The following is a 12673-nucleotide window of genomic DNA, read 5'->3' on the forward strand; positions in this document are numbered from 1 at the left end:
AACACCCGGTAACATTCCGAACCCGGAAGTTAAGCCCTTCAGCGCCGATGGTACTGCACGGGAGACTGTGTGGGAGAGTAGGACGCCGCCGGACAGATTCTTGTGATGGAGGGGTTGGGACAGCCACCGGCTGACCCAACCCCTCCATCCATTTGTGCCCGCCCCGTCCTGCGGCCTGTGTCGAAACGCCGCGGCAGCCGTGAGGCGGTCAGTCCCACCGGTGCATCAGGAGCCCGACCCGTGGCTTCGGCGCGAAGGACGACGACTTGTGGGCGAGAACCTCGCCCGTGCTGGCCGCGCGGTCGATCGAGTCGAGGTCCGGGCGCCCGACGAGCGCCGCGGTGGACTTCGAACCGGCCGCGGCGAGCGCGCGTGCGAGGTCGGGCTCGAAGCCGACGGGCTCGATGCTGCGAGGATCGGCAAGGGTGCGTGCGGCGGCGTCGATCCGACGGGTCGCGCACGGCGGCAGCGCCGCCCCGAGGTGCCGCCGTCCGTCGCTGAGGACCACGTGGGTGGCGCCGCTCTCGAGGAAGGCCGCGACGTCCGGCTCCGTGCCTGCGATCGGCGCGAGCTGGTCCGGTGCGAGCTCGTCGACGAGGTCGTCGAGGCCGGTCCCGTTGACGACACGATGGATCGCCCCGACCTGGATGGCGTCGGGATCGAGCACGAGGGTGAGCGCGTGGCGGGCTGCTCCGGCAGGCAGCGCACGCCACGCCGCGTACCGGTGGTGTCCGTCGGCGATCGTCAGGGGCGCACGGCCGAGGGTGGCGCAGATCGTGTCGACGACCTCCGGCTCGGTGATGGCCCACAGCCGATCGGTGCGGGTCCCGCTGCGGACCACGAGGTCCGGCTCGACCCCCGCGATGCGGGGCGCGACGAGCGTGGCGACCCGCAGGCCGGGCCGGAACGCCGTGAGCGGTTCCCAGTGGCCGTGCGTGGTGGCGGCGAGGGCTGACTGGACCTCGACGTAGCGTTCGATCACCTCCTCGTGCGGGCGCAGGAGGCCGCTGTCGAGATCGATCAGGGCGGCGAGGCCGAGGGCGGTGCGCCCGGCCTCGTCGATCTGGTACGCCCACAGCGCCGGTCCGCGCAGCGGCACGAGCCGGCCCGAGGCGGACCACGCCCGCACGACCCGGGCCGAGGTGGCCGGGTCGTCGTCACGGAAGGCGGGCTCGAGCAGACGCAGGACGTGTCCGTCGGGCACGTCGTCGGGTGCGTGCGCCCAGGGCGACGCTGCGACGTAGGTGCGACGGGCCAGCTCCTCGGCGCTCCCGGACAGGCGCCATCCCTCGAACGGCATGATCGCGGCGTTGTCCACCGGTGCATCCTAGGCGCTCGGTCGAGCCCCTAGGCTGGGCAGCGATGAGCGAGACCGCCCCTGTCGCCGCGACCCCGGTCGCCGTGCCCTCCGCTGACGGTTCCGAGCCGCCCTCGGGCCGGGCCCGGCCCGTCGAGCGGCTGCTGTCGGTCGACGCGGCGCTGACCGGGGTGTACGACGTCGCGATGCTGGATCTCGACGGGGTGGTCTACCGCGGCGACCATGCGGTGGACCACGCTGCCGCGGTGCTGCACGGGGCCAGTGGGGAGGGGATGCGGCTCGGGTACGTCACGAACAACGCGTCCCGCACGCCCGCGGACGTGGTCGCGAAGCTCCGCGGGATCGGGATGCCGGTCGATGACGACGGTGTGGTCACCTCGGCGCAGGCCGCAGGTCGACTGGTGGCCGCCGCCGTGCCGAGGGGCGCGCGCGTCCTGGTGGTCGGCGGCCGCGGGCTGGAGGCCGCACTCACCGAGCACGGGCTCGTGCCCGTCCGGTCGCTGGCCGACGACCCCGCCGCGGTGGTGCAGGGGTTCGACCCGACGCTGTCGTGGCCGGACCTGGCCGAGGGCGCGTACGCGGTGGAGCGCGGGCTGCCGTGGGTCGCGAGCAACACCGACATGTCGATCCCGACGGCTCGGGGGATCGCCCCGGGGAACGGCACGATGGTCGCGGCGGTGGCCGCCGCGACCGGGGCGACACCGCAGGTCGCCGGCAAGCCGTACCCGCCGTTGTTCGACGAGACCGTGCTGCGGATCGGCGGGGAACGACCCCTGGTCGTCGGGGACCGGCTGGACACCGACATCGAGGGCGCCGTGGCGGTCGGCGCCGACAGCCTGCTCGTGCTGACCGGCGTGTCGCGGCTCGCTGACGTGGCGGCCGCCGAGCCGCTGCGACGCCCGACCTTCATCGCCGCCGACCTCCGGGGGCTGTCGGGCACCCAGCCGCCGGTCGGGCTCGAGGAGCGCCCGTCGGGAGTGCGTGCGACCTGCGCGACCGTCACCGTCGAGGTGGTCGACGGCGAGGTCCGGCCCGCGCCGGGCACGCCCGCTGCCGATGAGTACGAGACCGTCACCGCACTGTTGCGTGCGTGCGTCGCGGCAGCCTGGGCGACGACGGCACGGGGCGGTCCGGTCCCCGACGTGGCGGCCGTGGCGGACGCGCTCGACGGGTGGTCGGTGCGATGATCGAGGCACGGGGCGCGGGCGGCGCAGCCCGCCCCGCGACGACGCGAGAGGACCGAACGATGCCCGAGGTGCGCGATCAGGACCCGTCCGGGTCGACGGCCCACGATCCTCGCGTGGCCGCGGTGCTCGCTGATCTCGACCAGCTCGCCGACCTCCCCGTCGAGGAGCATCCTGGGGTGTACGAGGCGGTGCACGCGAAGCTGCGCGCCGTCCTCGACGGCGCGGACCCGACCGCGGACCCGGCCGAGGAGCCGGGCGGGCCGTGAGCCGACGGGTACGGCTGGACGCCGAGCTCGTTCGCCGGGGGATGGCGCGTTCGCGCGACCACGCCGGCGATCTCGTCGTGCGCGGCCTCGTGACCGTGGCCGGCAGCCCGGCGACCAAGGCCGCGACCCAGGTGGGCACGGACCAGGCGATCGTCGTCCGCGACACCGACGATCCCGGCTACGCCTCACGCGGCGCGTACAAGCTGCTGGGCGCGCTCGACGCATTCGAACCCGCGGGCCTGCAGGTCCGGGGTCGGCGGTGCCTCGACGCGGGTGCGTCGACGGGCGGGTTCACCGACGTGCTGCTGCGCCGGGACGTCGCCGAGGTGGTCGCCGTGGACGTGGGCTACGGACAGCTGGTGTGGGCCCTGCGCAACGATCCGCGCGTCGTCGTGCTGGACCGGACGAACGTGCGCGACCTGGACGTCGAGGCGGTCGGCGGACCGGTCGACCTGGTCGTGTCGGACCTGTCGTTCATCTCGCTGCGGCTCGTGGTGCCGGTGCTGGCCGGCCTGTGTGCGTCCGACGGCGATCTGGTGCTGATGGTCAAGCCGCAGTTCGAGGTCGGACGGGAGCGGGTCGGCAAGAAGGGCGTCGTACGCGACCCGGCTCTGCACGTGGAGGCGGTGCTCGGCGTCTGCGAGAGCGCTGCCACCGTCGGCTGGGGGACGGCCGGCGTGGCTGCGAGCCCGCTGCCCGGTCCGAGCGGCAACGTCGAGTACTTCGTCTGGTTGCGGTCCCAGGCCGGGACCGTGGACCCCGAGGCGGTCAGGCTGGCGGTCGAGACCGGCCCGCTCGTACGAGGACGGGAGAACGCATGACCGAGGACCAGAGGCGGGTGCTGATCATCGCCCACACGGGCCGCGACGCCGCGAACAAGGTTGCGGTCGCGTTCGCCACGGCGATGGCGGCCGAGCGGATCGCGGTCCGGGTCGTCGACGAGGACGCGGACCGCCTCCGGCGGTGGGGCCTGACCGACGCCGAGGTGGTGCCGTCCGCGCCGGCTGCGGGCCAGGGCTGCGAGCTGGCGGTCGTCTTCGGTGGCGACGGGACGCTGCTGCGCGCTGCTGAGCTGGTCCGCGACTGCGGGACCCCGCTCGTGGGTGTGAACCTCGGCCACGTCGGCTTCCTCGCCGAGGCCGACGTCGACGACCTGGACTTCACGGTCCGCCGGCTGGTCGAGCGGGCGTACGTGGTCGAGGAGCGGATGACGGTCGACACGCGCGTCCTGGTCGGCGACGTCGAGGTGGCGTCCGGGTGGGCGCTGAACGAGGCGTCGGTCGAGAAGGCGGCGCGGGAGCGGATGCTCGAGCTCGTCGTGGCGGTCGACGACCGTCCGCTGTCGCGGTGGGGGTGCGACGGCGTGGTGTGCGCGACCCCGACGGGTTCGACGGCCTACAACTTCAGCGCGGGCGGTCCGGTGGTCTGGCCCGAGGTGGAGGCGCTCCTGATGGTGCCGATCAGCGCCCACGCGCTGTTCGCGCGACCGCTGGTCGTCTCGCCACGGTCGAAGCTGTCGATCCAGGTCATCCCCGACGCGTCCGCAGCAGCGGTGCTGTGGTGCGACGGTCGACGGACCTACGACCTGCCGCCGGGCGCGAAGGTCGAGATCACCCAGGGTGAGCGTCCGGTCCGTCTGGCGCGGCTCCACCGGGCGCCGTTCACCGACCGTCTGGTCGCGAAGTTCGACCTTCCGGTCAGCGGGTGGCGGGGGAGCGCTGCACGGCGGATGGCCGTCGAGGATTCCGAGACGTTCGAGGACGAGGGGTGAGGGCACGCGTGTGGCAGGAGATCCGGTTGAGCTCGCTCGGGGTGATCGCCGAGGCCGAGCTCGTGCTCGGGCCCGGGCTCACCGTGATCACCGGTGAGACCGGTGCGGGCAAGACGATGGTCGTGACGGCGCTCGGGCTGCTGCGCGGGACCCGCGCGGACGCCGGTCTGGTGCGGCACGGCGACGAGCGGGCCAGGGTGGAGGCGCGCGTCGCCGTCGACGCGCACGACGAGGTCGAGCGGATCCTGGCGGACACGCCGGCGGAGCTCGACGAGGGTGAGCTCGTGATCGCCCGGACCGTCGGCAAGGACGGTCGCTCGCGTGCGTACCTCGGCGGTGCGTCGGTCCCGGCCGGGCTGCTGGCGCGGGTCAGCGAGCACCTCGTGGCGGTGCACGGGCAGTCCGACCAGCACCGTCTGCTCCAGCTCGGGACGCAGCGGGCGGCCCTCGACCGCTTCGGGGAGCTGGACGACCTGCTCGACGCGTACCGCCCCGGCTACGCCCGGCTGCTCGAGGCACGGCGCGAGCTCGACGAGCTGACGGCGGCCGAGCAGGAGCGGGCCCGCGAGCTCGACCTGCTGCTGTTCGGCCTGGACGAGATCGCGGCCGTGGACCCGCAGCCCGGCGAGGACGACGACCTGCGGGCGGAGGAGGACCGGCTGGCCCATGCGGAGTCGCTGGTCGCGGCCGCCGTCGAGGCGCACCACCTGCTCTCGGACACCGACGACAGCCTCGACGTCATGGACCTCCTGGGCAGGACCGGCGCCCTGCTCGACCAGGTCCGGGCGTACGACCCCGACCTGGACGCGATCGCCGGCCGCCTGGAGGAGGTTCGGTTCACGATCTCCGACGTGGCCGGTGAGCTGGCGTCGTACCCGGAGCGGGTCGAGGCCGACCCGGCGCGTCTCGCGGCGGTCTCCGAGCGGCGTGCGGCGCTCGCGGGTCTGACCCGCAAGTACGGAGCCCAGGTCGCCGATGTCCTCGAGTGGGCCGAGGACGCGCAGCAGCGGGTCGAGGGACTGCGGGGTGACGACGAGCGGATCGCGGCCCTGACCGACGAGGTCACCGGCCTCGAGCAGTCGCTGACGACCCAGGCCGCCCGCATCACCGAGGCCCGCGCGGCCGCCGCCGTACGCCTGGCCGAGCAGGTGGAGCGCGAGCTGGAGGCTCTCGCGATGCCGCACGCGCGTCTGGTGGTCGACGTCCGCACCCCGGACGCGCCGACTCCGGCCGACCTCGGACCGGACGGGCTGGATGCGGTCGAGATGCTGCTCGCCGCGAACGCCGGAGCGTCGCCGCGTCCGCTCGCGAAGGGGGCGAGCGGGGGTGAGCTCTCGCGGGTGATGCTCGCGCTCGAGGTCGTGCTGGCGGAGGGGACGAGCGTGCCGACGTTCGTCTTCGACGAGGTCGACGCCGGCATCGGGGGTCGCGCCGCGATCGAGGTCGGGCGTCGGCTCGCCCGGCTGGCCACCCGTGCTCAGGTCGTGGTGGTCACGCACCTGCCGCAGGTCGCCGCGTTCGCCGACCGGCACTACCACGTGCACAAGACCGACGACGGCACCGTGACCACCAGCGACGTCGCCCATCTGGGCGACCCGGAGCGGGTCGCCGAGCTCTCGCGGATGCTGGCGGGGCTGGAGGGGTCCGCGACCGCCGAGGCGCACGCGCGCGAGCTGGTGGCGCTGGCGGCCGACGACCGGGCGGTCGGCGGCTGAGCGGCCGGGCGCGCCGGCACGGCGCGGTGGAGCCGCGAGCGGTGGTCGCGCAGCCCTTCGCGACGCATCGGCTCCGGCTGCGGCCCTTGCAGGTCGACGACGCCGCGACGATGGCCGACGTGCTGGGCGATCCCGCGCTGCACGTCTTCACCGGCGGAGCGCCGCTGTCGGCCGACGATCTCCGGGTGCGCTACGAGCGGCTCGTGGCCGGGTCGCCGGACCCGGACGTCGGCTGGCTCAACTGGGTCGTGCGGCTCGGCTCCGCCCGTGAGCCCGTCGGCACGGTGCAGGCGACGGTTGGTCGTGCGGCCGGACCGGCGGGCGGGCTGACGGCCGAGATCGCCTGGGTCGTGGGCACGCCGTGGCAGGGCCGGGGGATCGCGACCGAGGCGGCGCAGGCGCTGGTCGGGTGGCTGCGCGAGCGCGGCATCGGCCGGGTCGTCGCCCACGTGCATCCCGACCACACCGCGTCGGCGTCGGTCGCGGCGGCTGCGGGACTGGAGCGCACCGACGTGCTGAACGACGGCGAGGTGCGGTGGCAGCGCGACCTCGGGCCCTGACCGCACCACCTGCCGACCCGCGGGCAGCCCGTCCGACTTGTCCGGAAACACGCCCGGCGACGTCCCCTGAACGGGGAGGGCCGCGTGGCAGCATGACGGCGATGAGCCCCATGAGCCTGCGTCGCACCCGACGCGCCACCAGGTCCGACCTCGTGTCCGGCCCGGTCCGTACGGTCCGCGGCCCCCGCGACGTCCGCCGGCTCCGTGCCGGCGAGGTCGCGGTGGTCGAGTGGCCCGACCTCGACCGGGCGACCGGTGAGGCCTTCGCGGCGGCCGGCGTGACGGCTGTCGTCAACACCGCCGACTCCAGCTCCGGCCGCTATCCCAACCTCGGGCCCCAGGTCCTGCACGAGGCGGGGGTGCTGCTGATCGACGCCCCCGGCTCGGACCTGCTGCGGGTCGTCCGAGACGGCGACCGGCTGGCGTTCGACGGCGGGCACGTGCTGCGCGGCGAGGAGACGCTGGTCGAGGGGCGGGTCCTCGACGGCGAGGCCGTCGACGAGCTGCTGGCGCGCGCCCGCAACCAGATGGCGATCCAGCTGGAGACCCTCACCGCCACGAGCGCCGAGTACCTGCGACGCGAGCACGACCTGCTGCTCGAGGGCGTCGGGATCCCGGAGCTGGCCACCGAGATGGCCGGGCGCGAGGTCGTCGTGGTGCTGCCCGGTGCCGGCGCGGCGGCGGAGCTGAAGAAGCTGCGACGCTACCTGCGCGAGTTCAAGCCGGTGCTGATCGGCGTCAACGAAGGGGCCGACGCACTGATGCAGGCCGGCTACGAGCCGGCCGTGCTCGTCGGCGACCCCGGCAGGGTCGCCGACCGATCGGTGCGGGCGGCCACCGAGATCGTGCTCGCCGGCACCCGGAGCGGGCGCGAGACCGAGGACCGCCTCGAACGGCTCCAGCGGACGGCCTCGTCGTTCCCGGCCGCCCTGGGCAGCGAGGAGGCGGCGCTCCTGCTGGCCGACGCCGGTGGTGCACGGGTGGTGGTGACGGTGGGCGGCTTCGGATCGCTCGAGGAGTTCCTCGACTCGGCACGCTCCGGCGGCGCGACGCGCTACCTGACGCGGCTGCGCCTGGGTCCGAAGCTGGTCGACTCGCGCGCGATCGTGGGGCTCCACCGTGCGCGGATCAGCTACCCGCAGCTGATCCTGCTCATGCTGCTGGCCATGGTCCTGCTCGGGGCCGCGATCCTCACCACGCCCGTCGGGCAGGACTGGTGGGACGCCGCGAGCGGCTGGGTGTCGGGGACGTGGGAGGAGCTGCGCACGTGACCACCATGCGCTGGGTCGTGCTGACGGCGGTCGCGGCGGTGCTGGCGCTGGCCGGCGGCATCGCCCTCGGGACCGGCGTGCTCGACACCGCCGACCCCGAACCGGCCTCGGCCGCCGACGTCCCGGAACAGCCTCGGACCACCGATCTGGACGCCGCGGCCCGCAGTCTCGAGGAGGCCGCAGCCGACGGTCCGGGTGCAGCAGCGGTCACGGACCGCCTGGCGGGCCGCAACGTCCTGCTGGTGACGCTGCCGGAGGCCTCCGAGGAGACCGTGGCGGACGTCGCCGCGTCGCTCGCCGACGCCGGGGCGATCACGCTCGGTCAGGTCGCACTGACCGAGCGACTGCTGGATCCGGCGGAGCGCCAGTACACCGCCGGCGTCGCCCGCGAGGCGCTGGCCGACGTCGACGACGTCGCCACGGACGGGCTCGCCGACTACGACCTCGTCGGTGCTGCGCTGGCACGCGGACTGGTCGCTCCGGGCAGCGTAGAGGTGGATGCCCCGGCGGGCACGGTCGTGGACGCCTTCGACCGAGCCGGGCTGATCGCCGTCGAGGAGCGTCCGACCCGCCGGGCGGGTGTCCTGGTGGTGGTCACCGGCAACGGTCGCGGGTACGACTCGGGGCGCGGCGAGCTCCTGTCCACCGTGCTGGGCGGCCTCGACGCGGCCGACGTCGGCACGCTCGTCGCGGGTCCCGTGGGATCGGGTCGCGCCGAGGGCGCGGTCGGCGCCGTACGGTCCGGTCCGGCGGCCGCGGAGGTCTCCACCGTGGACGCCGCGGACCTGGCCCTGGGGCGTGTGTCGGCCATCGTCGCCCTGTCCGACGAGGTCGGCGGGACGAGCGGCCACTACGGGACCGCGCCGGGTGCCGATGCGGTTCTTCCCGCCCTCGCGGGGAGCTCCGCGGCACCGACGGCTGCGCCGAGCCCGTGACGTGTTCCTCGGCACGCCCCGCGCGCCGGGCCTGCGTCCGTGGAGTCGGTTGGTAGGATGAAATCCCGTGAACGCGCGCCGCCTCGTGCGGTCGTTCCAGCCGACGTGCCTCCACCACGGCGGACGCCACGATCACGGGAGTTCCCTTGGCAAAATCGCTGCCCACCAAGCACGTCTTCGTCACCGGCGGCGTCGCCTCCTCGCTCGGCAAGGGCCTGACCGCGTCCAGCCTCGGCCGGCTGCTGAAGTCGCGGGGCCTGCGGGTCACGATGCAGAAGCTCGACCCGTACCTCAACGTCGACCCCGGCACCATGAACCCGTTCCAGCACGGCGAGGTGTTCGTCACCGACGACGGCGCCGAGACCGATCTCGACATCGGCCACTACGAGCGGTTCCTCGACGAGGACCTCGTCGGCCGCGCGAACGTCACCACCGGGCAGGTCTACTCCGACGTGATCGCGCGGGAACGGCGCGGTGACTACCTCGGCGACACGGTCCAGGTGATCCCGCACATCACGAACGAGATCAAGGACCGGATGCTGTCGATGGGCGGCCCGGACGTCGACGTGGTGCTGCACGAGATCGGCGGCACCGTGGGTGACATCGAGTCGCAGCCGTTCCTCGAGTCGGCCCGCCAGGTCCGGCACGAGATCGGCCGGGAGAACTGCTTCTTCCTGCACGTCTCGCTCGTGCCCTACATCGGGCCCTCGGGTGAGCTCAAGACCAAGCCGACCCAGCACTCGGTCGCCGCGCTGCGCTCGATCGGCATCCAGCCGGACGCGATCGTGTGCCGCTCCGACCGGGAGATCCCGACGAGCGTGAAGCGCAAGATCTCGCTGATGTGCGACGTCGACTCCGACGCCGTGGTCACGGCGGCCGATGCTGCCTCGATCTACGACATCCCGAAGGTCCTGCACGCCGAGGGCCTCGACGCGTACGTCGTGCGCCGTCTCGACCTTCCGTTCCGTGACGTCGACTGGACCCAGTGGGACGACCTGCTGCGACGCGTCCACGATCCCGAGGAGGAGGTGACCGTCGGCCTCGTCGGCAAGTACGTCGACCTGCCCGACGCGTACCTCTCGGTCGTGGAGGCCCTGCGGGCGGGCGGTTTCGCGCACGACGCGAGGGTGCGGGTGGCCTGGGTGCCGTCGGACGAGTGCGCGACTCCCGCCGGCGCCCAGCAGTGGCTCAACGAGGTCGACGCGATCTGCGTGCCCGGTGGCTTCGGGATCCGCGGGATCGAGGGCAAGCTCGGCGCGCTGACGTGGGCGCGCCGCAACCAGGTGCCGACCCTCGGCCTGTGCCTCGGGCTCCAGTGCATGGTGATCGAGTACGCCCGGTCCGAGGCGGGGATCGCCGATGCGAGCTCGACCGAGTTCGACCCGGCGACCGAGCACGGTGTGATCGCCACGATGGCCGAGCAGGAGGCGTTCGTCGACGGGGCCGGCGACCTCGGCGGGACGATGCGGCTCGGGATGTACCCGGCGCGGCTGGCTCCGGGCTCGCTCGCGGCCGAGGCGTACGGCCAGGGCGAGGTGTCCGAGCGGCACCGGCACCGCTACGAGGTCAACAACTCCTACCGCGCGAAGCTCGAGGATGCCGGGCTGGTCTTCTCGGGGACGTCGCCGGACGGGACGCTCGTGGAGTACGTCGAGCTTCCCCGCGACGTCCACCCGTACTACGTCGGGACCCAGGCGCACCCGGAGCTGCGCTCGCGTCCGACCCGCCCGCACCCGTTGTTCGCGGGGCTGGTCGGGGCGGCGATCGCCCGCCAGCGGGAGATGCGGCTGCCGGTCGACGAGTCGGGGCTGCGCCGCCACCCGGCCGACGTGAACGCATGAGCCGCGCACCGCACCCGGCGCTGCCGGGTGAGATCGCCGATCCGACCGAGCGGCTCGCCGACCGGTCGGAGTCCTGGGAGGTGGCGTCGACCGAGCGGCCCTACCGGTCGGGGTTCGTCGACGTGGAGGTCGACCAGGTCGCGACGCCGCAGGGCGGGACCATCAGCCGGACCACGGTGCGTCACCACGGGGCCGTCGGTGTGGTCGTGCTGGACGACGAGGGTCGGGTGCTGATGCTGGAGCAGTACCGTCACCCGGTCCGAGCCCGGCTGCTGGAGCTGCCGGCCGGCCTGACCGACGTCGACGGCGAGCAGCCGGTCGAGACCGCCGCGCGCGAGCTGGCCGAGGAGGCCGACCTGGTCGCGGACTCCTGGGAGCCGCTGGTCGTGCTCCGCTCGTCGCCCGGGTTCACCGACGAGCAGGTCCAGGTCTTCCTGGCCCGCGGGCTGTCGCCCGTCCCGCCCGAGGAGCGCACGGCCCGGCACGACGAGGAGGCCGACATGTCGGCCGTCTGGGTCCCGCTGGAGGTCGCGGTCACGGCGGTCCTGGAGCGCCGCGTGACCAACTCCCTGGCCGTCGCCGGCCTGCTCGCCGCTGCCGTACGGCTCGGGAGCAACCTCCCGGCGGACGGGTCGTCTCCCGCCTAGGATCGGAGGCGTCGGCTCGCCCGCGACGCGGGAGGGGGTGCGGTGACGATGCTGATCGGGGTCCCGCGCGAGGTGAAGGTCCACGAGTACCGCGTGGCCCTGACCCCGGCGGGAGCGCGGGAGCTGGTCGACGCCGGCCACCGCGTGCTGGTCGAGGCGGGGGCCGGGGTCGGCTCGTCGATCACGGACGCGGAGTACCGCGCGGCGGGTGCGGAGGTCGTCGACGACGTCGAGACCGTCTGGGCCGACGCCGAGCTGCTGCTCAAGGTCAAGGAGCCGATCGCGGAGGAGTACCCCCGGCTGCGCGCGGGCCAGGTGCTGTTCACCTACCTCCATCTGGCCGCCTCGCGCCCGTGCACCGATGCGCTGCTGGCCTCGGGCACGACGGCGATCGCCTACGAGACCGTCCAGGACGCTGCCGGCCGGCTCCCGCTGCTCGCCCCGATGAGCGAGGTGGCCGGGAGGCTGGCCGCCCAGGCCGGCGCGTACCACCTGCTCGCGCCGGAGGGCCGCGGCGTGCTGATGGGCGGGGTGCCGGGCGTCCACGGTGCGGACGTCGTCGTGATCGGCGGCGGCGTCTCGGGCAGCAACGCGGCCCGGATCGCGCTCGGGATGGGGGCGTCGGTCACCCTCCTCGACCTGGACGTGGACCGGCTCCGTCGGGTCGACGTCGACTTCGGCGGCCGGATCCGGACCGTGGCCTCCAACCGCTACCAGATCGAGGGCGCCGTCCAGCGGGCCGACCTCGTGATCGGCGCCGTCCTCGTACCGGGCGCTCGTGCACCGCACCTGGTCACCCACGCGATGGTGGCCGGGATGCGCCCGGGCAGCGTGCTCGTCGACATCGCGATCGACCAGGGCGGGTGCTTCGAGGACTCGCGGCCGACCACGCACCTCGAGCCGACGTTCGCCGTGGAGGGATCGGTGTTCTACTGCGTGGCGAACATGCCGGGCGCGGTCCCGCACACCGCGACGTACGCCCTCACCAACGTCACCCTGCCGTACGTGATGGCGCTCGCCGACCTCGGCTGGCGCCAGGCCTTGCGCTCGGACCCGGCCTTGCGGCACGGTCTCAACGTGCACGAGGCAAGGGTGACGAGCGACGGGGTGGCGGACGCGCACGGGCTGGAGTCCGCCGACGTCGAGGAGATCGTGGGCTGAC

Annotated in this window: 12 protein-coding genes and 1 rRNA gene; 12 read left to right on the forward strand and 1 reads right to left on the reverse strand. The window is 74.0% G+C overall.

What is annotated here, in order from left to right; all coding sequences use genetic code 11:
* Positions 1–94, forward strand: a 5S ribosomal RNA gene (gene rrf, locus CLV56_RS14095); the annotation flags it as partial.
* Positions 95–208: 114 nt separating this feature from the next.
* Here rrf and CLV56_RS14100 read toward each other — a convergent pair.
* Complete coding sequence (locus tag CLV56_RS14100) at positions 209–1318, reverse strand: DUF1015 family protein (RefSeq protein WP_039361738.1); 1110 nt, start codon at positions 1316–1318, stop codon at positions 209–211.
* Positions 1319–1362: 44 nt separating this feature from the next.
* Between CLV56_RS14100 and CLV56_RS14105 the strand changes: the two genes are divergently transcribed.
* From CLV56_RS14105 to ald, 11 genes are all read left to right on the forward strand, one after another.
* Positions 1363–2505, forward strand: coding sequence for an HAD-IIA family hydrolase (locus tag CLV56_RS14105; protein WP_100415173.1), 1143 nt, complete (start codon positions 1363–1365; stop codon positions 2503–2505).
* Between the two features lie 59 nt (positions 2506–2564).
* A complete protein-coding gene (locus CLV56_RS14110; protein ID WP_100415475.1) occupies positions 2565–2771 on the forward strand; it encodes a hypothetical protein in 207 nt (68 codons plus the stop codon).
* Complete coding sequence (locus CLV56_RS14115) at positions 2768–3592, forward strand: TlyA family RNA methyltransferase (protein ID WP_039361743.1); 825 nt, start codon at positions 2768–2770, stop codon at positions 3590–3592. The genes CLV56_RS14110 and CLV56_RS14115 overlap by 4 nt, the downstream gene beginning before the upstream one ends.
* A complete protein-coding gene (locus CLV56_RS14120) occupies positions 3589–4542 on the forward strand; it encodes an NAD kinase (RefSeq protein ID WP_039361745.1) in 954 nt (317 codons plus the stop codon). The genes CLV56_RS14115 and CLV56_RS14120 overlap by 4 nt, the downstream gene beginning before the upstream one ends.
* Positions 4539–6257 carry a DNA repair protein RecN gene (recN, locus tag CLV56_RS14125; RefSeq protein WP_039361747.1) on the forward strand — a complete coding sequence of 573 codons (1719 nt, stop codon included), beginning with the start codon at positions 4539–4541 and terminating at the stop codon, positions 6255–6257. Before CLV56_RS14120 ends, recN begins: the two co-directional genes overlap by 4 nt.
* A 41-nt stretch (positions 6258–6298) precedes the next feature.
* Complete coding sequence (locus CLV56_RS14130; RefSeq protein ID WP_211288151.1) at positions 6299–6817, forward strand: GNAT family N-acetyltransferase; 519 nt, start codon at positions 6299–6301, stop codon at positions 6815–6817.
* Between the two features lie 101 nt (positions 6818–6918).
* Positions 6919–8088, forward strand: a complete 1170-nt coding sequence (gene steA / locus CLV56_RS14135; RefSeq protein WP_039362121.1) for a putative cytokinetic ring protein SteA — start codon at positions 6919–6921, stop codon at positions 8086–8088.
* 5 nt (positions 8089–8093) lie between these two features.
* Positions 8094–9023, forward strand: coding sequence for a copper transporter (locus CLV56_RS14140; RefSeq protein WP_245857998.1), 930 nt, complete (start codon positions 8094–8096; stop codon positions 9021–9023).
* Positions 9024–9169: 146 nt separating this feature from the next.
* Positions 9170–10864 (forward strand): CTP synthase, encoded by a 1695-nt coding sequence (locus CLV56_RS14145; RefSeq protein WP_039361756.1) that lies wholly within the window; start codon positions 9170–9172, stop codon positions 10862–10864.
* Positions 10861–11511, forward strand: a complete 651-nt coding sequence (locus CLV56_RS14150; RefSeq protein ID WP_100415176.1) for an NUDIX domain-containing protein — start codon at positions 10861–10863, stop codon at positions 11509–11511. Before CLV56_RS14145 ends, CLV56_RS14150 begins: the two co-directional genes overlap by 4 nt.
* Positions 11512–11559: 48 nt before the next feature.
* Entirely contained in the window at positions 11560–12672 is a 1113-nt protein-coding gene (ald, locus tag CLV56_RS14155) for an alanine dehydrogenase (protein WP_039362126.1), read from the forward strand.
* Position 12673: the final 1 nt, after the last annotated feature.

Source organism: Mumia flava, from assembly GCF_002797495.1.
In the GTDB taxonomy this organism is placed as follows: domain Bacteria; phylum Actinomycetota; class Actinomycetes; order Propionibacteriales; family Nocardioidaceae; genus Mumia; species Mumia flava.